The organism is Stenotrophomonas sp. Sm2128 (assembly GCF_030985535.1).
In the GTDB taxonomy this organism is placed as follows: domain Bacteria; phylum Pseudomonadota; class Gammaproteobacteria; order Xanthomonadales; family Xanthomonadaceae; genus Stenotrophomonas; species Stenotrophomonas maltophilia.
Genome location: NZ_JAPTFQ010000048.1, coordinates 13,155 through 37,946 on the forward strand (window position 1 = coordinate 13,155; position 24,792 = coordinate 37,946).

At 66.0% G+C, this 24,792-nt stretch carries 23 protein-coding genes; 11 read left to right on the plus strand and 12 right to left on the minus strand.

Annotated elements, in window-relative coordinates:
- Positions 1-643 precede the first annotated feature (643 nt).
- Positions 644-1,546, plus strand: a complete 903-nt coding sequence (locus O0K41_RS14145) for an HNH endonuclease (RefSeq protein ID WP_164222381.1) — start codon at positions 644-646, stop codon at positions 1,544-1,546.
- A gap of 208 nt (positions 1,547-1,754) precedes the next feature.
- Here the strand turns inward: O0K41_RS14145 and O0K41_RS14150 are convergent, their stop codons facing one another.
- Together O0K41_RS14150 and O0K41_RS14155 are read right to left on the minus strand one after the other, a co-directional pair.
- Positions 1,755-5,570: an XVIPCD domain-containing protein gene (locus tag O0K41_RS14150; RefSeq protein ID WP_308304519.1), complete on the minus strand. Its 3,816-nt coding sequence runs from the start codon at positions 5,568-5,570 to the stop codon at positions 1,755-1,757.
- A 10-nt stretch (positions 5,571-5,580) separates the two neighbouring features.
- Entirely contained in the window at positions 5,581-6,081 is a 501-nt protein-coding gene (locus O0K41_RS14155) for a hypothetical protein (protein ID WP_164222377.1), read from the minus strand.
- 548 nt (positions 6,082-6,629) lie between these two features.
- Here O0K41_RS14155 and O0K41_RS14160 point away from each other — a divergent pair.
- Together O0K41_RS14160 and O0K41_RS14165 are read left to right on the plus strand one after the other, a co-directional pair.
- The gene (locus O0K41_RS14160; RefSeq protein ID WP_164222375.1) at positions 6,630-7,556 is read left to right on the plus strand and encodes an XVIPCD domain-containing protein; all 927 of its coding nucleotides are present in this window, start codon (positions 6,630-6,632) and stop codon (positions 7,554-7,556) included.
- A 165-nt stretch (positions 7,557-7,721) separates the two neighbouring features.
- Entirely contained in the window at positions 7,722-8,867 is a 1,146-nt protein-coding gene (locus O0K41_RS14165; protein ID WP_197592576.1) for a YncE family protein, read from the plus strand.
- Between the two features lie 67 nt (positions 8,868-8,934).
- Here the strand turns inward: O0K41_RS14165 and O0K41_RS14170 are convergent, their stop codons facing one another.
- A complete protein-coding gene (locus O0K41_RS14170) occupies positions 8,935-9,327 on the minus strand; it encodes an XVIPCD domain-containing protein (protein ID WP_164222371.1) in 393 nt (130 codons plus the stop codon).
- Positions 9,328-9,403: 76 nt separating this feature from the next.
- Positions 9,404-9,883: a nuclear transport factor 2 family protein gene (locus O0K41_RS14175; protein WP_049448825.1), complete on the minus strand. Its 480-nt coding sequence runs from the start codon at positions 9,881-9,883 to the stop codon at positions 9,404-9,406.
- Between the two features lie 227 nt (positions 9,884-10,110).
- On the opposite strand from O0K41_RS14175, the gene O0K41_RS14180 reads away from it, so the two are divergent.
- Complete coding sequence (locus O0K41_RS14180; protein WP_164222369.1) at positions 10,111-10,923, plus strand: alpha/beta hydrolase; 813 nt, start codon at positions 10,111-10,113, stop codon at positions 10,921-10,923.
- Positions 10,924-11,195: 272 nt separating this feature from the next.
- Here the strand turns inward: O0K41_RS14180 and O0K41_RS14185 are convergent, their stop codons facing one another.
- The gene (locus tag O0K41_RS14185; RefSeq protein ID WP_164222367.1) at positions 11,196-11,876 is read right to left on the minus strand and encodes a hypothetical protein; all 681 of its coding nucleotides are present in this window, start codon (positions 11,874-11,876) and stop codon (positions 11,196-11,198) included.
- 133 nt (positions 11,877-12,009) lie between these two features.
- Between O0K41_RS14185 and O0K41_RS14190 the strand changes: the two genes are divergently transcribed.
- Together O0K41_RS14190 and O0K41_RS14195 are read left to right on the plus strand one after the other, a co-directional pair.
- Complete coding sequence (locus O0K41_RS14190) at positions 12,010-12,669, plus strand: hypothetical protein (protein ID WP_043033956.1); 660 nt, start codon at positions 12,010-12,012, stop codon at positions 12,667-12,669.
- A gap of 70 nt (positions 12,670-12,739) precedes the next feature.
- Positions 12,740-13,708 carry a polysaccharide deacetylase family protein gene (locus O0K41_RS14195; RefSeq protein ID WP_076739370.1) on the plus strand — a complete coding sequence of 323 codons (969 nt, stop codon included), beginning with the start codon at positions 12,740-12,742 and terminating at the stop codon, positions 13,706-13,708.
- A gap of 3 nt (positions 13,709-13,711) precedes the next feature.
- Here O0K41_RS14195 and O0K41_RS14200 read toward each other — a convergent pair whose 3' ends face one another.
- From O0K41_RS14200 to O0K41_RS14210, 3 genes are all read right to left on the minus strand, one after another.
- The gene (locus O0K41_RS14200; RefSeq protein WP_164222366.1) at positions 13,712-14,554 is read right to left on the minus strand and encodes an MnmC family methyltransferase; all 843 of its coding nucleotides are present in this window, start codon (positions 14,552-14,554) and stop codon (positions 13,712-13,714) included.
- Between the two features lie 127 nt (positions 14,555-14,681).
- Positions 14,682-15,005, minus strand: coding sequence for a hypothetical protein (locus O0K41_RS14205; protein ID WP_164222364.1), 324 nt, complete (start codon positions 15,003-15,005; stop codon positions 14,682-14,684).
- A 69-nt stretch (positions 15,006-15,074) separates the two neighbouring features.
- Positions 15,075-15,491 carry a hypothetical protein gene (locus O0K41_RS14210; protein WP_088435674.1) on the minus strand — a complete coding sequence of 139 codons (417 nt, stop codon included), beginning with the start codon at positions 15,489-15,491 and terminating at the stop codon, positions 15,075-15,077.
- 90 nt (positions 15,492-15,581) lie between these two features.
- On the opposite strand from O0K41_RS14210, the gene O0K41_RS14215 reads away from it, so the two are divergent.
- A complete protein-coding gene (locus tag O0K41_RS14215; RefSeq protein WP_012478993.1) occupies positions 15,582-15,866 on the plus strand; it encodes a hypothetical protein in 285 nt (94 codons plus the stop codon).
- Positions 15,867-15,953: 87 nt separating this feature from the next.
- Here the strand turns inward: O0K41_RS14215 and dmeF are convergent, their stop codons facing one another.
- A complete protein-coding gene (dmeF, locus tag O0K41_RS14220; protein ID WP_164222362.1) occupies positions 15,954-16,928 on the minus strand; it encodes a CDF family Co(II)/Ni(II) efflux transporter DmeF in 975 nt (324 codons plus the stop codon).
- 48 nt (positions 16,929-16,976) lie between these two features.
- Here dmeF and O0K41_RS14225 point away from each other — a divergent pair, with 48 nt between their 5' ends.
- Positions 16,977-17,261: a metal-sensing transcriptional repressor gene (locus tag O0K41_RS14225; RefSeq protein WP_049448809.1), complete on the plus strand. Its 285-nt coding sequence runs from the start codon at positions 16,977-16,979 to the stop codon at positions 17,259-17,261.
- Between the two features lie 95 nt (positions 17,262-17,356).
- Here O0K41_RS14225 and O0K41_RS14230 read toward each other — a convergent pair whose 3' ends face one another.
- The gene (locus tag O0K41_RS14230; RefSeq protein ID WP_049448807.1) at positions 17,357-17,731 is read right to left on the minus strand and encodes a MerC domain-containing protein; all 375 of its coding nucleotides are present in this window, start codon (positions 17,729-17,731) and stop codon (positions 17,357-17,359) included.
- Positions 17,732-17,800: 69 nt separating this feature from the next.
- Between O0K41_RS14230 and O0K41_RS14235 the strand changes: the two genes are divergently transcribed.
- A complete protein-coding gene (locus O0K41_RS14235) occupies positions 17,801-19,126 on the plus strand; it encodes a GTP-binding protein (RefSeq protein ID WP_164222361.1) in 1,326 nt (441 codons plus the stop codon).
- A gap of 104 nt (positions 19,127-19,230) precedes the next feature.
- Here the strand turns inward: O0K41_RS14235 and O0K41_RS14240 are convergent, their stop codons facing one another.
- Positions 19,231-20,838, minus strand: a complete 1,608-nt coding sequence (locus O0K41_RS14240; protein WP_049448803.1) for an ATP-binding cassette domain-containing protein — start codon at positions 20,836-20,838, stop codon at positions 19,231-19,233.
- 225 nt (positions 20,839-21,063) lie between these two features.
- A complete protein-coding gene (locus O0K41_RS14245; RefSeq protein WP_005407877.1) occupies positions 21,064-21,963 on the minus strand; it encodes a LysR family transcriptional regulator in 900 nt (299 codons plus the stop codon).
- Positions 21,964-22,192: 229 nt separating this feature from the next.
- Here O0K41_RS14245 and O0K41_RS14250 point away from each other — a divergent pair, with 229 nt between their 5' ends.
- Together O0K41_RS14250 and O0K41_RS14255 are read left to right on the plus strand one after the other, a co-directional pair.
- Positions 22,193-23,371 carry a serine hydrolase domain-containing protein gene (locus O0K41_RS14250; protein ID WP_164222357.1) on the plus strand — a complete coding sequence of 393 codons (1,179 nt, stop codon included), beginning with the start codon at positions 22,193-22,195 and terminating at the stop codon, positions 23,369-23,371.
- Complete coding sequence (locus tag O0K41_RS14255; protein WP_088435669.1) at positions 23,368-24,552, plus strand: MFS transporter; 1,185 nt, start codon at positions 23,368-23,370, stop codon at positions 24,550-24,552. The genes O0K41_RS14250 and O0K41_RS14255 overlap by 4 nt, the downstream gene beginning before the upstream one ends.
- Positions 24,553-24,792: the final 240 nt, after the last annotated feature.

Here is a 24,792-nt window from a genome sequence, read left to right on the forward strand (position 1 = left end):
TCTGAACATCGCACTTCCTCTTCGTGGTTGAGGGGAGTAGGCGTCCCTGCCTCAAACGATTCCATCGAAGTCCATTCTGTGTGAAGTTGCGACAACATGTGTCGCAGGTCTGAACTTCTGGCATGGAGCTTCAATTCTCCCGAGATCCTACGTTCTGCCAAGACACGGGGCTCGGCGCTTGAGCTGGCCACAAGCGCATCTACATCACCGGCCTTCTGTCCAACCTGCTGGTGGGGGGCGATTCGAGCAGGTGGTAGCGCAGCACAAAATCGGCGCCGAGCCACTGGACTGCGCGGCAAGCGCCTGTTCGTGCCCAACCACGATGCGGGCACGGCTAGAACGGAAAGCAGTGCTAGCTACCAGATGGTGGCGATCTAGCCGGTCGCGCCCGCCCGTAGAGCCTGCCCCCGGCGCGAAGAATAAAGTGCTCTTCGTGAGTATCAGGGCCAGCGAAAGGAGCGTGGACGAGCGCGCGGTGCGGGGCCGGTTGCAAGACGTGTCGCCACGTTGAGGCAAGGAAGGCGGAGCTTCCTCTGCCGAATACTGTACTTGCCAGAAGCGTGCTGATTACGACATCGAAAGGTACTATCCCGTCTCGGAGGCCAGTTGGCCGCATCAACTAGATGAGACAGGGGAAGCACGGATGGCGTACTGGTGGGTGAACCAAAAGCAGACGTTTGATCGGGCGGTTAAGGCAGGCTATTTGTGGTCGCCGAAGACCAATGTGGAGGGGAAGACGAATCCCTTCTATGAGCACATGACCCAGGTGCGGCCGGGCGATGTGGTCTTTGCGTTTGCCAACACTCGAATCAGGGCGGTTGCGGTCGTCAATGGGGTGCACTACGCGAAGGATCGTCCTGATGACTTCAGGAAGACGGACAACGAATGGCGCAAGGACGGCTGGGCCGTTCCGGTGGACTATCACCTAATGGAAGTGCCGCTAAAAGTGAGCGATCACATGGCGAAGATTGGGCCGCGTCTTCCGGAGAAGTACTCTCCGCTGAAGCTGGATGGAAAGGCTAACCAGGCCTATCTGTTCCCTGTGCCCGAGGCGATGGCCACTGAGCTGTTGGCGCTGCTCAATGTTGACATTGACCAGCTGGGTGATTGGCAGGACGAGGTGTCGATCAAGCAAATTAAGGAAGACAACAATATTGGTGAAACCGTAAGGGCCCAGCTGATCAATGCCAGAGCGGGACAGGGTATCTACCGGAAGCGCGTGAGTGACATTGAAAAATCCTGCCGCGTTACTGGTACGAGTGAGCCCAAATTTCTGATCGCCAGCCACATCAAGCCCTGGGCGAAGAGCACCAACGACGAGCGTCTTGATGGGAACAACGGCCTCATGCTGGCACCTCATATCGATCGGTTGTTCGATCGCGGGTATATCTCGTTTGAAGATGACGGCCGACTAGTTGTGAGCAGTCAGTTGCCAGAGGCGGTGCGCTTGAAGTGGGATATTGTGCAGAAGATCTCGAACGTTCCGTTCTCCGCGGCGCAGGTCTATTACCTGAACTACCATCGAGATGTGCTGCTGCGTAAGTAGGTGGGGATGGTCGATCGTAGGCATCCCAAAATTAGGGGGGCCTGCAATCGGAGAGGTTTGGCCGATAACGGCCCAAATCGCTCTTGCGCTGGTAATTGTCTGAGCAATTCACGGTGGTGATCGGGGTTTGAGCGAGGGGCTGAATGAAGGTCAGCTGCTGAAATCCTCAGCGTCAGCCATTGAGCGCGGCCTTCATCTGAACCCGTGCTCAGCCCATGCTTGCCGCACGCACCTGGATATCCTGCTGTGCGCGCTCGTCCTGCAGTTGCTGCTCCTGCTGATTGGCCAGTGCGCGCTGCTGTGCCTCCCTGCTGACCGAATCGAACTGCAGCAGTGAATCCTCCACAGGCGTCTGCGCAGCCTCTGCGGTGGGCATGGAAGCGCGCAGATGGGCAGGATCGTTCGCCTGGCCCTGAACCACGAAGAGGGTATGGCCGGCAGGATGCGTTGCAGTGGCGTTGCTTACGAGCACATGATCAACGTGGGACAGATCATTGTCCTTGGCCAGAACCAGCAGGCTGGCGGTCATTCTCTCGCTGGTCGCATCGAAGCTTCGGCCGTGCTTGGCGTCCAGCTCTTCCACCCCCTCGCGGATCTGCTGATAGAGCGGGTGATCGGGATGGCCGGGCTGCATTGGATTGCTTTCCGTCAGAGTGGCCGGCTGCGGCGTTACATGCTCAGGGAGGTCGCGCTCCTCATCTGAGGCGGAAGAGGGAGGCGCTGTCTGATGGGTAGCGTCTCCGCCAACGTCAGCCGTTCTGGGGTCTGTAGGTTCCAGCTCTGGATTGTCCCGGGCCGGTGGTGGCGGAACTGGGGGATCCAACGGGACTTCCTGTGCGGTCCTTGGTGTCTGCTCGCTCTCAGAAGGTTGCGTCTCTGCTTTGTCTTGAGCTGTAGCGGCGGCGGGCTGCGCCGGCAGTGCGTCCGCAAGCTTCTGCGGCTCAGCACTGCCCTGGTGCGCGGGATCCTCAGTCCAGGGCCCTTGCATCTGAACTGGCTGGCTCGAGCCTGCACTGGCCGCAGTACTTACGACCGAGGCATTCTGGTCATGACGGGCCTGCTCTACAGTCGGTTCATGCTGCGAGGTACTTTGAGGGCCCACTGCTGGTGCAGTCGGTGCCGGCTCATCCTTCCGAACGTCCTGCCGGGCGGCATCCTCCGCGCGCTGCGCCGAATCGGCTTGCCGTTCAGAGCGATTCTCGATTCGTTGCTCACTCTCACGCGACGGGCGCGTGCGCCCTAGCTCAACAATCGACACCGAGGGCGCCGCGACGACAGGAGCGGGCGTCGGAGCGGGCTGGCGAGCGGGCTCAACGGCAGCGCTGGTTGCGCCTTCTCGTTGCAGGTCACTGTCGACCTTCAGTGTCTCACCCGGGTCAACCTGTACCCCGCGCGCCTCCAGCACGGCCGCAGACGCTGCCTGCTGCGCATCCACTGCCGCGCTGCCTTGGCGATTGGCCTCCTGCAGGGCTTGCCGGTGCGCGTCCTGCTCCTTTGCAGTCAGCGCAGCAATGCGTAGCTCGGGTACGTCGGGCGTCGTCGCCTGATCTGCAGGCGCAGCGCCTTGGGCAGCCAGTGAAGCCTCAGGCCGAAGCTGCGATTGAGCGCGCGCTATATCTTCAATGGTGGTAGTGCCGGTGAGCACCATCCGGTTTCCGCCGGCGTCACCGAACGTGGCGATGGCACTTTCTGCGCTGGGTGCATGGGTACGAGGGTCTGGCATCAGTTCCAGAACCACGTCGCCGGTTCTGCCCTGCAGGTTCAGCGTCTGCTCCACCGCGACGGCTGTAGCTGCCAGCTGCTGCTCGGTGCGCTCGATGCCATGGCGCGCGTAGAGCGCATCCACCTGGCCGCGAATACCTTCGTGTGCAACCTGTGCGGTGTCCTTGAGCTGCCTGGCGATGTCGTGCAGCCCGGCGATACCGTCATTCTGGCTTTGCCAGGTGATCTCCAGCTCGTCGCTCAGGTTCCGGTTGGCGGCGCTGTCAAAGATCACACCCTTGCTGACCCATTGGCCGTCCGCCTGCCGTGTATAGGCATTGCCATCACTCGCCTTCAACGTGTCGGCGCTGGCTTGCGCGTCCTGAACGGCGCGAGGAATGGATGGATTGTTCGCGTCGCCGAAGTCGCTCCAACGCCCTTGCTCGTGAGCAACCATATAGCGCGCAGCCATCGCGGCTTTGGTGTTTGACGCGTTCTGTGCAATGACCGTGCGCGACTGTTCATCCAGCGCCTGTGCCTGCTCCGCCGAGACTGGCAGGTGGCGGCTGTTGGGCACTCGACCATCCACCATTTCCTTGATTTCAAGTTCCCATTGCCCCGAGCTGGCATCGCGTACAAAGGCGCGATCGGTTTCGAAGGCACCTCGCGCGGGCTCGGCCGAGCCATGTGCGCTCAGTCGGTAGGGATCCAGCGGTGGTGGTGGGTTCGACAGGCCCAGCTCATAGGAGGCCCGAGCCGCCTGCCAGTTCAACTGGCGCTCTAGTGTGCCAGTGGCAACATAGCTGGTGCGGAAGGTTACGTCGTCACCCTGTGCCGTCTGCACCGGGCGGACTTCCACGCCGGTGCCGAGGTCGCTGCTCTGGACCTGCTGCTGTTCGCCGGCTCGTAGCCATCGCCCATTGGGATCGGCCGGGTCGCGTGTCCAGGTGCGCCCCATCGGATCGACCTGGGAGTAGACGCGTTCAATGTCTTTCTGCCCGGCCCAGCGTTCGCCGAGATACGCACCCAGGACGCCGCCACCGATACCCGTTGCAATGGCGCCGGGCCCCGTCCATGAACCCGAAGCGAGGCCGACACCAGCGCCGCCAAGAAAGCCACCCACTGCGCTACCGACGTTGCGGCCCACGAAGTGTGCAGCGGTGGAATCTGCACCTGCGGCATTGCCCTGCGAGTTGAGCTCGATCCACTTGTGCCCGGAGGTGGCGAAGTCGTGCGCAAGCAGTGCGACGCCCGCAACGCCGGCAACCTTGATGGCGGGGTTGATTCCGGCGTGCACGCCATGCGGTGAAACGTCGGCCACTGCTTCGGCAACCGTCGCCGCATGGGGAGGGCCGCGTGGAGCTCCTGGCGGCAGGGGCGCGTGCGATGGTGGTTCGGGCAGATCAGCGAACAGACGTGGCCCTGTGCCCAGGTTGGCATGCGCGGCGACCCAGTTCGCGCGCGTGGTCGACATCTCGCTCAGGTTCAACGCGCTGTAATCGTGCAGCGGTCGTTCGAAGAGCGTCTTGCTGACAGCGTCATAGCCATCGATGGGCTTGAGATGCAGGCGCACCTGCGCGACGTCGACGGGATGCGCGCTGTTGGTGGTGGCATGCTGCGCGAGGCTGCGCTCAAGTGCCTGGTACTCGGCGGCTGACTGGCTTGCGAAGGCCAGCGGCTCTGGGCCGAAGGCGCTTATGGGGTAGCCGTTGATGCGGACAGTGGGGTGGTCGAGGGCGGTGGCTAGTTCGAACCTACTGAAACCGCGATCGGGAGGCGCCCCATCCACGAAAGCGATCAGTGGCTTGCCCGTAGCAATGGCGTTCTCGAAGAACTTTGGGCTGCCGGCGTTCCACATTATGTCTTGGAGCGCACCCACATAGTTCTTGTCGAAGGGAACGATCCCCTTTGACTCCATCACGTTTCTGAGGCCAGCTTCCATCGACTGGAGATCGGGGATGTGAGCTGGGTTCTTGGCTAGCTGATCGACGAACTTTCCCCATGGGGTATCGCCAATTATTCCTGACTTCCCGTTGATATCCTTCGAATACACCTCTGCATTGGTGTAGTTGGAGATTTTTGCGGCGTCCTTGCCCGAGAACGCGAGGTAATCCATCCCATCCGGAAGTCGCGGAGGGTGAGCCTGCATGTTGCCGGTTACATACTGTTCGAAGCTGACGCTGGTGGTAGGGCCCGATCCCGGTGATTTCAGATAGGTGATGACATCGGAAATCTGCTGTGCAGTCAGGGCTTCTCCACTCCCGGCCTGGGTTGCGCCGCCGAGTGTGGTCTTCACAAAATCATCGAAGATGAATTTGCTCATGGCATAGACCTCAGGCGCCGAATGCCGGGACTTCAACGCTGGCCAGCACGATGGAGCCGTCGGCCAACGTGACGACGTCTGCGGGTGCCGGAATCTGCGATTCCATCAGTGCCTGCGGACTGGTCACCGCGAGATAGCGTAGGGGTTCATCGCTGTCAGTTCGGCCTGCGAATGAAAGTACGAACCCTTGCGCGAGCCCTTTGAGATAGGTGAAGTCGTCATCGCCGCTACCAAGCGTCTGCTTGTATGCCAGCATGGAGTGGATGACCTGAGCATGTCTGAGGTCAAAGACGAAGCAGTGAACGGGGCGTCCTTCGACCTGTGTAGTTTCATCCCACCCATCGAAGCCAACTCCGCCTACGCGCGACTCTCCGCGATAGATGGCGAACTGATACTCGGTTCCGTGCCGGCCGTCTGCCAGAACAGTCGGTCCAATTCTTGGGCGAGGGATCTCCGTTTCGCTGATCGGATCGAGCGAGGAGTAAGGCTTGGCCTGGAATTGGAAGGGCATCTTAGTTCCTGCGTTTAGTGGGGCGGCCGCTGCTAGTGACCGATTGAGTGGGTCGGTCGGCGTCCGCAAGAATAGGGAGGGCATCCGTAGCCAGAAAAGCCCAGTCGCGTTTGATGCTGTGCGACATCGGGTCGATGACCTTGCCAACGAGAGATACATCGCGGGATTCAAAAGCCCGCAGCATGTCGGATCGCTGCTGGAGGCGAGGGCCTGCGCCTTGCGCGTCTGCATGGCCGATGACTAGTTCTGAGCCAATCACGACAGCGGGCAGAGCCTGAACGCAAAGCCCGCGCCATCGTTCACACAAGGGCAACAGTGTCGGCAGCCTCACGATGAGGTCCATGAGCAAATCCATTGCTTCACATGCGCCAACTATACGGCCCACTCCCGCCTCACTCCATACAACGACTCATTGGCGCCACCGGAATGCACGCTGGTTCACACATTCAGCAAGCCGGTACCAGCACCCGGTTGTCCTCCACCTACCGCCCATCCCACCTATGCCATCATCCGGCCAGGACCGCAGCACCCATCAAGGCTGAACAGGCATGGAGCAGGCAACACGCTACACGGCAACGCTGTACCTAGCCGCCCCCGGCACCCCACTGAAGAGCGGGGGCATTTCGCCGCGCGGCCATATGTACCTTCAGGTGGCCGCGGGCGACGAGGCGCACAGCTACGGCTTCGCGCCACCGGGCCACGCGCCGGGCGAAACCCGCACCGGCGTGCAGTACGCGCAGGTGCGCCACGATGATGCCGACGAACATCTGGACCCGTACTACAGCCGCACCCTGGAAATCACCGAGGAGCATTACGGCTGCCTGCGTGATTTCGCCGAGGAACCGGCCGAGTTCGAATTCGACGTGGATCGCCCGGCCACCATCAACCGCTGCAGCGATTTCGTCTGGGCGGCGCTGCATTACGCGGGCCTGCATCCGCTGCCGGCGCCGCTGGACGGCGGCAGCAACCTGGGCGAGTTCGCGGTGCTGTTCAACCTGCCGGAAATCCAGTGCATTGCTGCGCCGTTCCCGGGCAGCGATCTGAATGCCGAAACCCACCATGCGATGCCCGAGCGCGAGGCCGAGCATCATCGCCAGGGCGACCGCGCCATCGATGAACCGCCACCGACGCCGATTGAAGTGGCCGGCACGCTGCTGGACCCCTCGCACCCGGACCATCGCCTGTTCTCCCAGCTGATCCAGAAAGTGGCCGAGTTGGACGCCGCGCACGGGCGCCCGTTCGATGCGGCCAGCCAGCGCATCAGCGCCAGCCTGCTGGTGCTTGCCAAGCAGAACAATCTCTCGCGCGTGGACCACGTGCTGCTCAGCCAGCCGACCAAAAGCAGCCATGCGGCCGAGAGCATCTTCATCGTGCAGGGCGATCGCAACGACCCGGGGCACCGCCGGGCCAGCATCGCCACCGAGGTGGCGGCCAAGACCGATGTGGCCGATTCGCTGCGCTTGAAAGAGCAGTAATCCGCGCGCTTGCCATGCGCGCGCCGGCGCACGCCACGCCCCCCACCTGCTACCATTCCCCCGCTACCCAGCCAGCCCACCCCGCGCAGACAGATGCGGTGCGGGCCGTCGTAGAACGGCCCAGCGAGCCAGGACACCCTCCCGTGCCCATTCAAGGACGCTCGCATGTTCCGTAATCCTCTCTTCCGCTCGGCCGCCCTGGCCGTTGCCGTTTCGCTCAGCCTCGGCGTGCCCTCCGCATTCGCCGACAACGCACCTGCTGCCAGCACCACCACCGCCGTGCAGCGCCAAGCCGTCGCCAAGGGCCTGTACGAGCTGGCCTACAGCCCGAAGCAGAACGCCGTGTTCGTGGCCTCCTCCGGCGGTTTCGGCGATGACGCCGGCCCGGCCCAGGTGCTGCGCCTGAACCCGGCCACGCTGGCCGTGGAAACCCGCATTCCGCTGGAGCGAAAAGCCTTCGGCGTGGTGCTGGATGACACCCACAACCGCCTGTACGTGGGCAACACCGTGGACCTGTCGGTGACCGTGGTCGACACCGCGCAGAACAAGGCGGTCGGCACCATCCAGCTGATGGAAAAGAAGACCGGCAAGGACGGCAAGGCCGCTTACACCCACGACCTGCGCGAGCTGGTGGTCGACAGCGCCGCCAACCGCCTGTACGTGACCGGCCACAGCAGCCAGCCGGACGTGAGCAGCGTGCTGTTCGTGATCGATACCACCACGCTGAAGGTGATCAACACCATCGACGGCCTGGGCAATGCGAAGGCACCGGGCCTCGCACTGGATGCGGCCAACAAGCGCGTCTACACCAGCAACCTGCTGGCCGATCTGGTGGTGGTGGGTACCGATTCGAACAAGGTGGTGGCGCAGCACAGGATCGCCGCCGAGCAGCCGATGAACATCGCGCTGGACCCGGCCGGCAAGCGCCTGTTTGTGACCGACCAGGGCTCGGAATTCCTGCGTGGCTACCAGGCCAAGAGCAGCGGCCTGGTCAGCAAGCACCCGGGCCAGCGCGTGCTGGTGCTCGACCGCAGCACCGGCAAGGAACTGGCCAGCATCCCGACCGATGCCGGCCCGTTGGGCATCCTGCTGGATGCACCGCGCAAGCGCCTGTACGTGACCAATCGCGAGGCGGGCACAGTGACCGCCTACAACAGTGACAGCTACCAGAAGGTGGCGACCTACACCGTGCCGACCCACCCGAACAGCCTGGCGCTGGATGCGAAGAACAACGTGTTGTTCGTGAGCATCAAGAACGGCGAGAAGGATGACAAGGGCGCTGACGAGAGTGTGGCGCGGATTCAGCTGTAACTGCGGTGCCCAGGCTGTAGACGCGGGGCAGGGCGCGATGCGCTGCCCCCTTTTCAAGCTGCAGCGTTTACCCCAGCCGCGGCGCAGGATTCTGCATTTCCTGCGCCTGCACCTCGACCTGCGGCTGCACACCCAGCCCCAGCTTCTGCATCGATTGCTCCACCGGCGTCTGCGCCGCCATAGCCGTCGGCATCATCGCGCGCAGGTGCGCCGGATTGGCCGGGTCGCCCTGCACGACGAAGACGTTGTGCCCGGCCGGATGATTGGCCGTGGCGTTGCTGACCAGCACGTGGTCGACCTGCTGCAGGCCCTGCTCGCGGGCCAGCACGGTCAGGCTGGCGGTGAGGCGTTCGCTGGTCTGGTCGAACGCACGGCCGTGCTGGGCATCCAGTGCGGCCACGCCCTGGCGGATCTGCTGGTTGAGGCCGTAGTCGGGGTGGTTGGGGGTGATCTCTGCCATGGCCATCGAACGGTAGCGGTGGGTCGTGGGTGAACCCCCCAAGTATAGATCCGACCCGTGAAGCGCGCCCGAGGGGTCAGTCTGCCGGCCGATGGTCGTAGCTGATCACCCGCTCGGCCAACCAGCGCCCGTCCACGCGACGCCAGACTTGGATGAAGCGGGCCTGGCCCACCCAGCGCTCCACGCCGTCCTTGCCGCGTTCATGGAAGCGGTGGTCGCCGATCTCCAGCGCCCGCTCCTCGTGTAGCGGGAACACCTGCAACGAAGGCTCCACCCGCTCGCGGCGCAGGCTCCAGCCGCCCTTGCGCGCATTGCTGCACATGGTGGCCACGCTGCGGCGGAAGTCTTCGCGGCTGCTGGCCGACTTGCCATCCTTGTCATGGAAGAACTCCATGTCCTGGGTGGTCATCGCGGCGGCCTTGTCGGCATCGCAGGCCTCGAAGGCGGCGGCAAACAGCTGGGTGTCGGCCTGGCGGATCTGCCCGCGCAGGTCATCGGAGGGCGCGGGGGCGGCGGCGAGGCCGGCGGCCAGCAGGGGCAGGGTGAGCAGCAGCATGGCGAGTCTCCAGGGAGGGTTCACGCAGGCTCGCATGGCGTTCGGGGCGCTGCAGCCGGCGTCCGACGAAACGGCCCTTCCACGGAGTGAATGCCCGCATTGGCGGCTCGGCTCCAGCGCCAGGGCTGCCGTCTGTGCAGGGGATGTCATGGCAACCGGCGATTCCATCACGGTCGCGATAGGGGCCGGCCCGTAGCCTGAAATCCTCCCCTTCCACAGGAGGTTCCATGCCTGCTTCCCGCATCCGCCTGCACGTTGAAGACACCGGTGGCGACGGCCGCCCGGTCATTCTGATTCACGGTTGGCCGCTGTCCGCCGATGCATGGAAGACGCAGGTGTCGATCCTCCGCGACGCCCAACACCGCGTGATCAGCTACGACCGGCGCGGCTTCGGCCGTTCCGACAAGCCCGCCGAGGGCTACGACTACGACACGCTGGCGGCGGATCTGGCCGGGGTGATCGAGGAACGTGACCTGCGCGACGTGACCCTGGTCGGTTTCTCGATGGGCGGCGGTGAGGTTGCGCGGTATGTGGCCAATCACGGGCAGGAGCGCCTGCACAGCGTGGTGTTTGCAGCAGCGGTGCCGCCGTATCTGCTGCGCGGCGAGGACAATCCGGAAGGTCCGCTCACACAGGACAAGGCCGACGAAATGCGTAGCGGTCTGGAGAAGGATCGCGAGGCGTTCTTCGATGGCTTCACCCGCGATTTCTTCAGTGCCAATGGCAAGCTGATGGTGACCGAGGATGAGCGCCAGGCCGCAATCGCGCTTTGCCATCAATCCGACCAGACGGCGGCGCTGGGTTGCATGCAGGCGTTTGCCACTACCGACTTCCGCGACGATCTGAAGAAGATCACAGTGCCAACCCTGATCCTACACGGTGACAGCGATGCCATCGTGCCGTTTGAAGGCTCGGGCCAGCGCACGCACCGGGCCATTCCGGGCAGCGAAGTGGTGATCCTGGAAGGCGCACCACATGGGTGCAATACCAGCCATGCGGACCACTTCAATCTGGCGCTGCTGAACTTCCTGAAGCGGTAAGCTGCGGCCATGCGCCAGACCAAGACACCCCCGTGGAAGAAGCCCAATCCCGGGCCAGACCTCGCAGCCGCTGTCGCCTGCGCAGAAAGAGGCGGCGCGGCAGCGGGCGGAAGAGAATGGGCGGCGTTATCCGAATCTGGTGGACAACATGTGGGCCGCGAAGCTGCCGCGCGGATCCTGATCTGTAGAGTCGAGCCGTGTTCGACCCCGCACGGTGCCCATCCACGCATGGCGTGGATCTACTGCAACAGCAGCCTGGCCTGGTCCGGCATCTATATGCCGTCCAGCGGCGTCCAGCCGGGTTCCAGCCACGGTGAGATCTCGCTCTGGCGGACAGTGATTGCCTCCGTCGGCAGCCCCGCCAAGCGCGCAAGCTCTGCACGCAACAGCTCGGAATCCACCGGCGCGGCCGTAGCCACCTGCAGCCGATCACTCTGATGCCTCACCTGTACCGGCAGCGTGGCGTACGCGTCATGCTGGCCGCCGGTGCGCCCGATCGGGTAGCGCATTGTTACCGGCCGTGACAGCTGCGCCAGTGCGGGCTGCCACGCCTGCAGCACGAGGGGCTGCCCGGCAGCGGGAACATGTACTTCAGCAATCGTGGCCGGGTAGCCCGTAAGGCTCTCGACCAGCACCTGGAAGCGCGCGCCATCCGGCATGACCAGCACGGCGGCAATCAACGCAGAGAACGAAACGAACACCGCCGCGAGGTTCCAGCTGCGCGGCGCGGTGGCCGGGCGCGTTGCGGTGCGCAGGCCCGGTCTGCGCCGCAGCTTGCGCGCGTAGATGCGCCGGTCCTTCCTGCGCGGGCTGCTGCTGTGCTCGGGCAGGTTCAAGGGCACCCGTGGAAGGCGCGCCACGCGGGCCTTGATCAGGCGCGACAGCAGCATCCACGCGATCACGAACGCCAGCAGCGGAAGCAGCGTTCGCACCCACAGATACAGCGTGACCATCCACAACACCTCTACATGCGACCATCCATGCTCATCCACATCCTACCGGGACCACGCGGCGGTTGTCGTATCCGCCAGCCGACAAGCACAGGGCGCTTGGTTAGGATGGTCCTTTGTTGTCACGGATGAACCGATGGTCTCTGCTGCTGCCCGCTTCTGTCGTATCTGTGGTCCTGGCCCGATTCTGCTGGCACTGCAGGTCGTGGCGCTGCTGGCGGTAGCCCTTGCAGCCGGCTTCTTCCACTACCGCGTGGGATTGCTGCTGGAGCCGGTGGATGACGCATGCGGTGGGCCTGATCCTGTCGCGCGCATGCAGGTTGCAGAACAGCTGCTGGCGCGGTCCGCTGCGCTTGCACCATGGCAACCGTTGCAGTGGATTCCGATGGCAGGCGTGGTACTGGCGTTGCTGGGCGCGATGTCGATCAGCGTCTACCGTCTGGGGCGTCTGTCCGAACGCCTGCGACGCGCCAACTGGGGGGTGATGGCCCTGCACGCCGCGATCCTGGCGCTGGCGCTCAGGGCATTGCATCTGTACGACATGGCATGGACCAGCGTGGCCAAGCTGTCTCCGGCCGCATGCTTGGTTGAACTGGGCGAGCAGGGCCGGCTGCCGCTGGCACAGGCGCAGCAGGTGGTGTTCGAGATCCTCACCCATGAGCATGCGCCGCTGCTGCGCAATCCCGATGACCTTGCCCTGGTGCTGGTCGCGTTGATGCTGGTGGCAATGGCTGCAGGATTCATGCTGTGGCGGGCGATCGTGCGCGAACGTCAGGTGCAGTCGCCCAGCCCCTGAGGGGTGTGTGACCGACCACGCGCCCGCAATCGCGCTACAGTCTGCGCTTCGCTCCTGCAAGGATGTGCTGATGCGTTGGTTGCTGCGTGCTGTACCGCTACTGCTCTGCTCGTTGGCGGTACACGCCGCTGAAGTGGATCGCCGGATCGCGGTGACCATCGACGACCTGCCCTGGGCGCGGGTGGACGAGATCGTTCCGCCGGATCTTCAGGCGCGGCACGAAGCGCTGATGGCGCAGCTGCACCAGGCGGGTGTGCCGGTAGTTGGCTTCGTCAACGAGAACAAGCTTGAGATCGACGGGCAGGTGCAGCCGGCGCGGATGCAGATGCTGCGCGACTGGCTGGACGCCGGTTATGTGCTGGGCAACCACACCTACTCGCACATGGACCTGAACGCCAAGGGCGTGCCTGCGTTCCAGCAGGATTTCCTGCGTGGCGAGGCGGTGCTGCGGCCGTTGCTGGCCGAGCGCGGGCTCAAGCCTCAGTGGATGCGTCACCCCTATCTGCGTGCCGGGCGCACGCCGGAAGAACGAGCGCAGATGGACGTGTTCTTCAAGCAGCATGGCTACCGCGTGGCACCGGTGACGGTCGACAACGGCGAGTGGGTGTGGGCGTTCGCCTATGCCAACGTGATGAACGAGCAGCCGGATTCCCCGGCGCGCGAGGCGACGCTGGCGCAGCTGCGCAAGGGCTATGTGCCGTACATGCTGAACAAGCTGGACTACTACGAGAAGCAGTCGCAGGCGCTGCTGGGCTACGCGCTGCCGCAGGTCTGGCTGATGCACGCGAATGAACTCAATGCAGCCACGTTTGCCGAACTGGTGGCGGCGACGAAGCGCCGCGGCTATCGCTTCATTTCGCTGGACGAAGCGATGCGTGACCCGGGCTATGCGCGGGGCGCCGAAGGCTACAGCGGTCGCTACGGCCCGAGCTGGCTGCACCGCTGGGCAATGGCGGAGAAGAAACCGAAGGACTTCTACGCCGGTGAACCGGAAGTGCCGAAGTGGGTGATGAAGCTGGCGAAGGTGGACTCGGAATGAGGCTCAGCGCTTGACGGCCAGCACGCCGTCAAGCGCCAGTTCGGCCTTGAACCCCGCCTTTTCCAGGCGCTTGGCCACTTCACGCGGCACGTCGCGGCCGCTGGTCAGCTTGTTCGGCGCGCCGGTGTAGTGGAACAGGCGCCCGCCCTTTCGGATGACGCGGGCGAGGTGGTCGTAGAACACCAGCGAGTACAGTTCGCCGGCGATGCCGAAGCGCGGCGGGTCGTGCAGGATCGCGTCGACGCTGTTGCTGGCCACCTGTTCGATCTGCTGCGAGACATCGCCGTGGCTGAACTGCAGCCGGCCACCGGCCGCAGCCGATTCCGGGTCCGGCGACCACGGGTTGAGCGTGCGCAGCCACATCACATCGGCGTTCTTCTCGAACGAGCGGATCTGGCCGACGCCGGCCTCCAGCGCGCAGGCGGCGAAGTAGCCCAGGCCACCGCAGGTATCGAGGATGACCTTGCCGGCCGGGGCGACCAGCTCGACCTTGCGGCGCGCGTCCTCGAACGGTGACAGCTTGGAGGTCGGCAGCATCTTGATGCCGTCGATCTCGAAGGTCGGTGCGCCCCATTCGGTCGGCACCAGCTTGATCAGCGAACCGCTGTAGCGCGAAATCGGGGCGAAGTCCTCGCCGTCCCAGTAGTACAGCGTGCGGTCCTTCAGCTTGCCCGGCCACGGGTAGGGCTGGCCACGGAAGTGGAAGCCGTCGGCATCCAGCACCACGCTGTCCTCGCTGCGGCCGAGGTCGAGCGAGCCCTGCCAGTCGGCGGCGCCCTTGTCATGGGCACGGCGCAGGGTATCGGCGCTGTCGCGGGTCAGCAGGGGGCCGGTGTAATGGGGCACGGCGGGTACCGGGGCGGTTCGGGGGAGGGCATGGTACCGCAGCTGTTGCCGGGGCCACGTGTGGCTGCTGCAGTAGATCCACGCCATGCGTGGATGTAGACGGGAGGAGCCGAGCGCGGGCTCGGCGCTACCGCTGGCTGGTGCAGCTGAAGCCGTGCGTGGTTCCTTGTCCTGAAATCATGTTGACGCCACGCGAGGGCTGCATGTCCTGCAGCGCGCACGACCGACGATGGACGTCCTGGGTTTCCGGTGGCTGCCGATCAAAGTCGTAGCGCAGGCTGCCGTCTTCCTGCAGCAGCCAATGCACGGTAACGCGCTCGCGGCGACCATCACCGAGATCCCAGTCCAGGGTGCGCATGATGAGGGTCCGGCCATCGGGCAGCTGCCGGACTTCGTCATAGGCCCCCTGGGTCTTCGGCGCGCTTACCGCAAGCAGCAGAAACAGCAGCATTGGCATCGCTCCTCAAAGAAGACAGGATGCGCCCATAGTGCCCTGAGCCGCCATCAGAATCATTGCGCCTTACGGGCACTTCACCGCATACACCGGCCCAGCACCGATCAGCATCAACGCCATGTAGTCACTATCACTGGCCTTGCCCTTCAACGTCGCGTCCTTGTTGAAATGGAAGATGCCGAAGCCGCCCGCCATGCGGATCAACGCGCTGTCGATCTGCTCGGCGTCATCGCGGAAGTAGCGGCTGATCTCGCTGCGGGTGGCCTTGTGCAGGGCATTCGGCTCGCGCTGCCACTGGTCGCCGCGGCTGAAGGAGACAAAGTACTGGCCGCCTTCCCTGTCGATGCGGAAGTCGGCCGGTTTGCGCGCGCCGGTGGCGAAGCAGCCCTGCAACGGGTCGGCGCTGAAAGGAAGCCCGGCATTACCACCGCAGGCGGTGAGCAGCAGGAGAGCACCGGGCAGCAGCAGGCGGAGCATGCGCATGGGATGTCCCGACGGGGCAGGTGCGGCTAGTGTAGGCAGCACACGGGCGTGGTCCGTACAGAAATTCGGCAAGAACAAAGGGGTTTTCGGATGGCGCAGGGCAAGGCACCGTGGTGCGGCATGGCCAGTTGGCTGGGGATCGCTGTGGGTTGGGGAGCCGGCACATTGGCGGCGCAGGCGGCGGTGGCCGCAGGCGGCAATGGCATGGCTGCGGGATTGGGCGTGGGCGTGCTGGGCGCGGCACTGGTGGGCTGCGGCCTGGCGGTGGCCTCGCGCGTGCGCGGCGAGCGCTGGCCGTGGATCGGCATCGGTGGTGCGGTGCTGAGCGCGCTGCCGCTGCTGATGTACCTGCTGCGGATGATGTTGAAGCTCTAGGGTAGTGCCGGCCGCTGGCCGGCAACTGCAGTTTGGGTCCGAAGCTCATGAGGTTGCCGGCCAGCGGCCGGCACTACCCGGCGTGGATCACGCGCTGCGGTGGATCTCCACGGTGACATGCACCAGCTCTTCATGGATCGCCAGTGCGTTGCGCACGGTATCCGCATCCAGGCGGGCGTCGCTGGTAACCACGCTGGCGCTGACCGCGTACTTGCCGCGACCGACCTGCCAGACGTGCAGGTCGGCCAGGCGCGCCGGCCAGGGGCCCTGTTCGATCACTTCGCGAACTTCGGCCACCACCGGTGCGTCCATCTGCGCGTCGAGCAGGATGCGGCCGCTGTCGCGCAGCAGGCCGATCGCCCACACCGTGACCAGCACGGCGCCGACCAGGCCCATCACCGGATCCAGCCAGGTCAGGCCCAGCAGCTTGCCGCCGAGCAGGGCGACGATGGCCAGCACCGAGGTGGCGGCGTCGGCCAGCACGTGCACGTAGGCCGAGCGCAGATTGAGGTCGTGACCGTGCGCATGGCCGTGATCGTGGTGTTGGTGGTCATGCCCGTGATGATCGCCATGGTCATGCCCGTGGTGGTGATGCGCGTGGCCCGGGCTGTCGTGCAGCCACCATGCGCAGAGCAGGTTCACGCCCAGGCCGACCGCAGCGATGGCGATGGCTTCGTTGTAGTGGATCGGCGCCGGTACCCACAGCCGCTGCAGTGACTGCACGGCCATCAGCGCGGCGACGCCGAGCAGGGCGATGGCGCTGGTGTAGCCGGCCAGGATCTCGATCTTCCAGGTGCCGAAGGCGAAGCGCGGGTCGTGCGCGTAGCGGCGCGCGCAGCGGTAGGCGAACACCGCCAGGCCCAGCGCCAGCGCGTGCGAACTCATGTGCCAGCCGTCGGCGAGCACGGCCATGGAGTTGAACCACCAGCCGCCGACGATCTCCACCAGCATCATGCCGACGGTCAGCCACAGGGCGCGGCGGGTATTGCGTTCGGCCAGCGGGTTGCCGTCGTCGAAGCGGTGTTCGTGGCGACGGGCGGCGGCGAGGGCGTCCAAGTGCATGGTGGCGGGAGCTGGAGTGGATACCCCCATAGGGTATATGATCCGGCCATGGCGCATGTACACAGGAATCGAAAGCAGCTGCTGACCCGGGTGCGCCGCATGGCGGGCCAGGTGGCGGCGTTGGAGCAGGCGCTGGACCAGCCCGAGGGTGAAGCCGGCGACTGTGCGGACGTGCTGGTGCAGGTTGCCGCCGTGCGCGGCGCCGCCCACAGCCTGCTGATGGAGCTGCTGCACGAGCACCTGCAGGAACACGTGGTGGGTGCCGATGACCCGCAGCAGCGGGCGGACGAGGCCGAAGTGCTGGTGGAGCTGCTGCGCCGCTACGGCAAATAGGCCGGGGGGCGGTAGAGTCGACTGTTAGTCGACTATCGCGCGAAGCGCGGGGTTCTATGCAGCCCGAGCGAAGAGCAGTCGACTAACAGTCGACTCTACCCCGCGTGCCGGTGCCGCGCGTTCCAGATATGCGTTGCGGCCAGCAGCAGGCTGCCGGTGACCGTCATCGGCGTTTCCCAGTCATGTGAGGGCAGCGCAAGCGCGCCGGCCAGCAACAGGCCCAGACCGACGCCAGCGGCGGCCCAGGCCAGCACCGGCAGCGGGTGACGGCGCTCGGCGCGCCATAGCGCGTAGCCGGTCAGTGGCAGGGCGATGGCCACGAACAGCAGGTGCACCCATTCCGCCTCGGCCCAGGTGCCGAACAGGGGAAGCGCGGCGGCCAGCAGGGGCAGCGCCAGGCAATGCAGCAGGCACAGGCTGGACAGGGCGACCGCGCCGGCATCAAGCAGGGCGGCAGAAGGCGACTTCATCGGGGGAGGTTTCTTGCGCAACAATTGTTATACAGTAACATTTCCGTTCCGCAGCCAACCCGCTCCGACATGAACACTGTTTCCCGCACCGACCGTCGCCTGCCGGTCACCGTGCTGTCCGGCTTCCTGGGGGCCGGCAAGACCACCCTGCTCAACCAGATCCTGCGCAACCGCGAGGGCCTGCGCGTGGCGGTCATCGTCAACGACATGAGCGAGGTCAACATCGATGCGCAGCTGGTGCGCGAAGGTGGCGCCGAGCTGCGCCGCACCGAAGAGACGCTGGTGGAATTCAGCAACGGCTGCATCTGCTGCACGCTGCGCGACGACCTGCTGCAGGAAGTGCGGCGCCTGGCCGATGCCGGTCGCTATGACTATCTGCTGATCGAATCCACGGGCATCGGCGAGCCGATGCCGGTGGCGGCCACCTTCGCGGTGCGCGACGAACATGGCTTCAGCCTGAGTGATATCGCGCGGCTGGACACGATGGTGACGGTGGTCGACGGCAGCGCGTTCCTTGCCGACTTCGGCTCGACGTCGCGACTGGCCGAGCGCGGCCAACAGGCCGGCCCGGAGGATGATCGCGGCGTGGTTGACCTGCTATGCGAGCAGGTCGAGTTCGCCGACGTGATCGTGGTCAGCAAGGTGGACCAGGTGGATGACGAAGTGTTGCAGGACACGCTGGCCGTGCTGCGTGGCCTGAACCGCGACGCGAAGCTGCTGCTGTCCAGCTTCGGCGATGTGCCGCTGGCCGAGCTGCTGGATACCGGTCGCTTCGACATGGAGCGTGCGCAACGTGCGCCGGGCTGGGTGAAGGAACTGCGGGGCGAGCACACACCGGAAACCGAGGAGTACGGCATCGGCAGCTTCGTCTACCGCTCGCGACGTCCGTTCCACCCGGCGCGCTTCGCCCGCGCGCTGCAGTCCGGCATGCCCGGCGTGATCCGCAGCAAAGGCTGGTTCTGGCTGGCCAACCGCATGGACTGGGTGGGTGAGCTGAACACCGTGGGTGCCGCGACGCGGACGCAGGCGGCGGGCTTCTGGTACGCCGCGCGCGATCGCGTGCGTGCAGGCATCGAGGACACCACACCGCTGTTGCCGCCGACACCGCTGCCTTACAGCGACCTGGGATGGGCGCGGCAGCAGGCCGACTGCTGGAGCGCGCCGCCGCCGGGGCCGGAAGAATTCCCGGATTCGGCCGCGCACGCGGCGATGCAACGGCTGTGGCATCCCTTGTGGGGCGACCGTCGCCAGGAACTGGTGGTGATTGGCGTGCACATGGATGAGCGCGCGGTGCGTGCGGAGTTGGATGCGTGCCTGCTCAACGACCAGGAGCTGCGTGCGGGGCCATTGCTGTGGCAGCAGTTGCCGCAGGCGTTCCCGGTGTGGAAGCGTTGACGGTGCATTGAGGATCCATGGGTTGCCGGCCAGCGGCCGGCACTACCCCTGGTCGATACGTCATGCGTGGATGGATGCATGGCGGAGTCGAGCATGGCTTGACTCTACGGACTGTCGCGCCATTGCCAGTGGTTGGCGGTGACCTGCAACACCTGCGTCGGTCGCAATGCCTGCAGCAGGTGCCGGTCGTGGCTCACCATCACCAGCGCGCCCGGCCACGCCGCAAGCAGTTCCTCCAATGCCTGCAATGCGCTCAGATCCAGCGCATTGCCGGGTTCGTCCAACAGCAACAGCTGGGGCGCGGGATCGGCGTACAGCACGCTGGCCAGCGCACCTTTCACGCGTTCGCCATCGCTGAGGCTGTGGGCTGCCCGCTGAATGCGCTGTGCATCCAGCCCGAGCAGGGCCAGCCGCGTGCGCAGCTCGCCTGGGTCCGCGCCCGGGTTGGCGGCCTGCACGGTGTCGAGGATGCTGCGCTCGCCGGACAGCCCCAGCAGCTGCTGGTCGAGCAGGGCCAGTGGCGCATGCCGTTGCACGGCGCCACTGCGTGCAGGCAGCTGGCCGGCCAGCACACGCAGCAGGGTCGATTTGCCGCTGCCGTTGTCACCGACCACGGCGATGCGCTGGCCGCGGCGGATCTCCAGCTGCAACGGTGCACTGCAGCCATGTGGCAGCACCAGCGCCTCGGCCTGTAGCAGGCGCATGCTGCCACGGTCACCCGCACCGGCGAACAGTGCCAGTTCCGGCGCCGCGTGCACCGCCGATGCCGCTGCGCGCAGATGCTCTGCGCTGGCCTGCAGGCGTTCGGCCTGCACCTGTTGTGCGCGGCCGTGGCTGGCCTCGGCGCGCTGCTTCTGCCGGCCGAGCAGGATCGGGGCCTGGTTGGCCTGCTTCGCATCGCGGTTGCCACGCGCCTGGCGTTGTTGTTGCCGTTCGTGCTGTTCGCGCGCGCTGCGTTGCTGCTGGCGGTGCTGGGCGCGCGCATGATCGAGCTGGGCGGCGGCAGCTTCGCGCTCGGCGGCGCGCGCATCGGCATAGTGCTGCCACGGTCCGCCGTAACGATGCAGCCCGCGCCCATCGAGTTCGACGATCTGCTGCATGTGCGCCAGCAGCTCGCGATCATGACTGATCACCAGCAGGCCACCGCGCCACTGCTGCAACTGCTCGTACAGCTGTTGGCGATGGCGTGCATCGAGGTGGTTGCTGGGTTCGTCCAGGATCAGCCAATCGGCACCGCTGGCCCAGGCACCGGACAGCGCGACCTGCATGGCCTGGCCACCACTGAGGCGCGCGGCCGGCTGGGCGGGATCGAGATCGTCGGGCAGTCGAAGCGCCTGCCATTGCTGCTGCAGGCGTTCGCGCAGATCCCAGCGGTCGCCGACGCAGGCGAAGTCGGCCTCGTCCACGCTGCCGGCTTCGATGCGTTGCAGTGCAGCCAGTTCCGCGCCGACGCCGGCCAGTTCACCGACCGTGCCGGCGGGCGGATAGCCGGGCGTCGGCAACAGGAACACGCGGCCACTGCCGCGCACCTGGCCAGTGTCGGGCAGCAACCGTCCGACCAGCAGGCGTGCGAGCACGCTCTTGCCGGCGCCATTGGCACCGACCAGGCCGGTGGCGACTGGTTCGAAGGAAAACGTCAGATCGGAAAACAGCGGGCGGCCGTCGGCCAATCGATACGACACGCGATCGAGCGTGAGGGAATGCGGGGTCATGCGACCTCCATGGATGCCGGGTTCTCCCCTGCGCGCAGGGGCGGGAAGAGTCAGGCCGTCTGGTGGGAAGACGGCGGCATCAATGGCGCATTGGTCGCGAGCCTCTGGGAGGAATGAGCGGCCAGTATAGCGGGGCTGGCTGAATGGTTTGATGGCGCGACTCTACAAAGGCATCCACGCATGGCGTGGAACTACTGTGGGCCGGGCATGGGGTGGATCGATCTCCTACGGCACGGTTTCCAGGCGCGCGCTGACGAAGTCGATGAACACCCGCAGCTTCGGAAGCACGTGGCGGCCGGAGGGCCACAGCAGGTGGAAGATGCCGCAGGAGTGCACGTGCTCGTCCAGAACGGTGACCAGCCGGCCGTCGGCCAGTGCATCGCGCACCGAGTGCACGGGCACGAAGGCCAGGCCGATGTCACGCAGGGCCAATGCCACGCGCGCTTCGATGGTGTTGGCCACCATGTGCACCGGCAGCTCCTGCGGTGTTTCATGGTCGGGCCAGTGGATCGGCCACAGTTCCAGCTTGCCGGTACTGGGGAAGCGATAGTGCAGCAGCGTGTGCTGCATCAGATCGGCCGGTGTGCGCGGCGTGCCGCGCCGCTGCAGGTAGGCGGGTGAGGCGACGATGCGGCGTGGAAACACACCCAGGCGTCGTGCGTTCATGCGTGAGTCGCTGGGCTCGCCGACGCGCAGCACGGCATCGAATCCTTCCTCGATGACGTCGACCAGCCGATCGCTGAAATCGAGGTCGAGGCGGATATCGGGATAGGCCGCCATGAACTCGGCCATCAGCGGCAGGGTCAGGTCGCCCACCAACGGCAGGCCGATGCGCAGCGTGCCGCGAGGCGTGGCGTGCGGCTGTGCCAGCTCGGTGCGTGCGGCATCGCGCTCGTCGAGGATGCGCCGGCAGCGCGCCAGGAACAGCTGGCCCTCGGCGGTGAGGGTGATGCTGCGCGTGCTGCGGTGGAACAGGCGCACGCCCAGCGCATGCTCCAGGCGGGCAACGCATTTGCCAGCGGCCGAGGCCGAGATGCCCTGCAGGCGCCCGGTCTCGACGAAGCTGCGGGTATCGGCCGCGTGCACGAAGGTCTGCAGGTTGGCGAGGTTGTCCAGGACTGACATGGGCGTGTGGGCGATGAAAGCGGCAGGGTAGGTCGGCGCGGCCGTAGTGGACGGCTCCGCCATCGCAACACTGTGGTGCGGGGTGGCGTTGGGACCGTTGCGGCCTTGCAGTTCCGGCCATCATGCCGATTGCGGACTGCACGGTCCATGATGCCCGGAGCGGCAACCGGCTTTTTGCGCTGCGCCGTGCTGCCTAACGTGGCGGGCCTCTCCCCCACGGATTCCCGCGATGAATGCCGCTCCTTCCCTTGAACCCACGCCGACACTGCCATCGGTGCAGCGGCTGCTGCAGCAGGTGCACCCGCAGCGCCTGGTCGGTGCGGTGGTGCTGGTGCGCGAGCACGGTGTGCTGCGCCACGCCAGCGCGACCGGGCTGGCCGATCGCGAGACGGCCACGCCGATGCAGCGCGACCAGTTGTTCCGGCTGGCATCGGTCAGCAAGCCGCTGCTGACCACGGTGATCCTGCGCCTGGTAGCAGACGGCGTGCTCGACCTCGATATGCCGGTGCAGCGCTGGCTGCCGGACTTCCGCCCGGCACTGGCCGACGGCAGCACGCCGCCGATCAGCCTGCGCCAACTGCTCAGCCACAGTAGCGGGCTGGGCTATCGCTTCCTCGAAGCCGATGCCGACGGCCCGTATGCGCGCGCTGGGGTCAGCGATGGCCTGGACGCGAACCCGCTCTCCCTGGCCGACAACGTGCGCCGCATCGCGCAGGCGCCACTGCTGTTCGCACCGGGCAGCCAATGGCTCTACTCGCTGGGCGTGGACGTTGCCGGTGCCGTTGCCGAAGCAGCGACGGGTGAAACGCTGCAGGCACTGTACGAGCGCTTGCTGGCCGCACCGCTGGGCCTGCGCGACACCGCCTTTGCTGCGCGCAACGCGGCACGCCTGGCCACGCCCTATGTAAGCGACGCGCCGCAGCCGCATCGCCTGCAGGAAGGCGAGGTGGTCGCTCCGTTCGAGGGTACGGTCGGCATCGAATACAGCCTCGCGCGCGCCACCGATGCCAGCCGTTTCCCCTCGGCCGGGGCCGGCCTGGTCGGTACCGCCGATGACGTGATGGCGGTGCTGGAAGCCTTGCTTGATGTGCAGCGTTCAGGCCTCCTGCCGTCCGCACTGGCAGCGGAGATGGCCAGCCCGCAGGTCGGCGAGCAGGGACCGCCGGAACCGGCCGGCTGGGGCTTCGGCCTGGGCTTTGCGGTGCTGCGCGATGCGGCCGCAAGCGGCACGCCGCAGAACGCAGGTACATGGCGTTGGGGCGGTGCCTACGGGCACAGCTGGTTTGTCGATCCTGTGCGTGGGCTGAGCGTGGTGGCGCTGACCAACACCCTTTACGAAGGCATGGACGGTGCCTTCGTCGATCAACTGCGCGATGCGGTGTATACCGATATGGGGACCGTGGGATGAGCGGCCATGCCATCGATGCAGCCAGCCCCGCCGGTGAAGCCACGCGCCTGCCATGGGCCGGCCTGCTGGCGTTGGCCGGTGGCGGCTTCATCACTCTGCTGACCGAGACCCTGCCGGCCGGTGTACTGCGGCCGATGGGCGACAGCCTCGGCGTGAGTGATGCGGCGGTCGGCCAGCTGGTCAGCGTGTACGCACTGGGCTCGGTGATGGCCGCCTTGCCGATGACCGCACTGACCCAGCGCCTGCCGCGACGCCCCTTGCTGCTCGCTGCGATTGCCGGCTTCGTGCTGGTCAACACGCTGACCGCACTGAGCAGCAGCTATCCGCTGATCCTGGCCGCGCGTTTCCTGGCCGGCGTGAGTGGTGGCCTGCTGTGGTCGCTGGTGGCCGGTTACGCCGCGCGCATGGTGGTGCCGTCGCTGCAGGGCAGGGCAATCGCGGTGGCGATGGTCGGATCGCCGTTGGCGCTGTCACTGGGCGTACCGGCGGGCACCTTGCTGGGCCAGCAGATCGGCTGGCGTTGGGCGTTCGCGCTGATGAGCGTGCTGGGCGTGGGGCTGCTGGCGTATGCGCGTTGGGCACTGCCGGCCTTGCCCGCCGCCGGTGCTGGCCGGCGCATACCGCTGGGCACGGTGTGGCGCATGCCGGGCGTGCGCAGTGCACTGCTGGTGATGGTGCTGTACGTGCTGGCGCACAACGTGCTCTACACCTACATCGAACCGCTGGCGGTGGAGGCCGGCGCCGGCCCGTGGCTGGACCGCCTGCTGCTGGCCTTTGGCGTGGCCGCCATCGCCGGCATCGGCATTGCCGGCTGGGGCGTGGACCGTCATCTGCGCACGCTGGTGTGGGCGGCGGTGATCGGCTTCATCGTGCCGGTGCTGGCGCTGCTGCTGTGGCCGGGCGACGCGACCGCGCTGCTGCTGGCCACGATCCTGTGGGGCGTGGCCTTCGGTGCGGTGCCTACGTTGTTCCAGACCGCATTGGCACGGCGTGCGGGTGCCGCCGCGGATCTGGCGCAGTCGATGCTGGTGACCGGCTGGAACCTCGCCATCGCCGCCGGAGGCGTTGCAGGGGGTGTGCTGCTGCAGGCGGGCGGCCCGAACCAGTTGGGATGGCTGCCGTTGCTGCTGCTGGCGCTGAGCGTGGCGTGGCTGCTGGCACGGCCGAAGGCCTGGGCGTAGGCCCAGAGCAAACGTTACGGAGGTGCCGGCCAGCGGCCGGCACTACCGTGGTCCCCGCCATCCACGCATGGCGTGGATCCACCGAGCGCAGCGACCCGCGTTTGCCTTTGCTTTTGCCTTCTTCCGTTGATTCCGTGGCGGGACGCCGCCGGAACCTGTCAGAGGCCGGGACGGTCGGGTTCGCGGGGGACGCCGTAAACCCGTCCGTGGGGGCTTGGCCGCGGCATCCATGCCGCGGAC

Coding starts and splice junctions, on each gene's coding strand:
- O0K41_RS14210 (WP_088435674.1), bottom strand. CDS start 15,491: ATGCGCATGCTCCGCCTGCTGCTGCCCGGTGCTCTCCTGCTGCTCACC.
- O0K41_RS14190 (WP_043033956.1), top strand. CDS start 12,010: ATGGTCTCTGCTGCTGCCCGCTTCTGTCGTATCTGTGGTCCTGGCCCG.
- O0K41_RS14155 (WP_164222377.1), bottom strand. CDS start 6,081: ATGCCCTTCCAATTCCAGGCCAAGCCTTACTCCTCGCTCGATCCGATC.
- O0K41_RS14235 (WP_164222361.1), top strand. CDS start 17,801: ATGAACACTGTTTCCCGCACCGACCGTCGCCTGCCGGTCACCGTGCTG.
- O0K41_RS14255 (WP_088435669.1), top strand. CDS start 23,368: ATGAGCGGCCATGCCATCGATGCAGCCAGCCCCGCCGGTGAAGCCACG.
- O0K41_RS14195 (WP_076739370.1), top strand. CDS start 12,740: ATGCGTTGGTTGCTGCGTGCTGTACCGCTACTGCTCTGCTCGTTGGCG.
- O0K41_RS14215 (WP_012478993.1), top strand. CDS start 15,582: ATGGCGCAGGGCAAGGCACCGTGGTGCGGCATGGCCAGTTGGCTGGGG.
- O0K41_RS14205 (WP_164222364.1), bottom strand. CDS start 15,005: ATGCTGCTGTTTCTGCTGCTTGCGGTAAGCGCGCCGAAGACCCAGGGG.
- O0K41_RS14185 (WP_164222367.1), bottom strand. CDS start 11,876: ATGGTCACGCTGTATCTGTGGGTGCGAACGCTGCTTCCGCTGCTGGCG.
- O0K41_RS14245 (WP_005407877.1), bottom strand. CDS start 21,963: ATGTCAGTCCTGGACAACCTCGCCAACCTGCAGACCTTCGTGCACGCG.
- O0K41_RS14150 (WP_308304519.1), bottom strand. CDS start 5,570: ATGAGCAAATTCATCTTCGATGATTTTGTGAAGACCACACTCGGCGGC.
- O0K41_RS14225 (WP_049448809.1), top strand. CDS start 16,977: ATGGCGCATGTACACAGGAATCGAAAGCAGCTGCTGACCCGGGTGCGC.
- O0K41_RS14170 (WP_164222371.1), bottom strand. CDS start 9,327: ATGGCAGAGATCACCCCCAACCACCCCGACTACGGCCTCAACCAGCAG.
- O0K41_RS14230 (WP_049448807.1), bottom strand. CDS start 17,731: ATGAAGTCGCCTTCTGCCGCCCTGCTTGATGCCGGCGCGGTCGCCCTG.
- O0K41_RS14145 (WP_164222381.1), top strand. CDS start 644: ATGGCGTACTGGTGGGTGAACCAAAAGCAGACGTTTGATCGGGCGGTT.
- O0K41_RS14165 (WP_197592576.1), top strand. CDS start 7,722: ATGTTCCGTAATCCTCTCTTCCGCTCGGCCGCCCTGGCCGTTGCCGTT.
- O0K41_RS14175 (WP_049448825.1), bottom strand. CDS start 9,883: ATGCTGCTGCTCACCCTGCCCCTGCTGGCCGCCGGCCTCGCCGCCGCC.
- dmeF (WP_164222362.1), bottom strand. CDS start 16,928: ATGCACTTGGACGCCCTCGCCGCCGCCCGTCGCCACGAACACCGCTTC.
- O0K41_RS14250 (WP_164222357.1), top strand. CDS start 22,193: ATGAATGCCGCTCCTTCCCTTGAACCCACGCCGACACTGCCATCGGTG.
- O0K41_RS14240 (WP_049448803.1), bottom strand. CDS start 20,838: ATGACCCCGCATTCCCTCACGCTCGATCGCGTGTCGTATCGATTGGCC.
- O0K41_RS14160 (WP_164222375.1), top strand. CDS start 6,630: ATGGAGCAGGCAACACGCTACACGGCAACGCTGTACCTAGCCGCCCCC.
- O0K41_RS14180 (WP_164222369.1), top strand. CDS start 10,111: ATGCCTGCTTCCCGCATCCGCCTGCACGTTGAAGACACCGGTGGCGAC.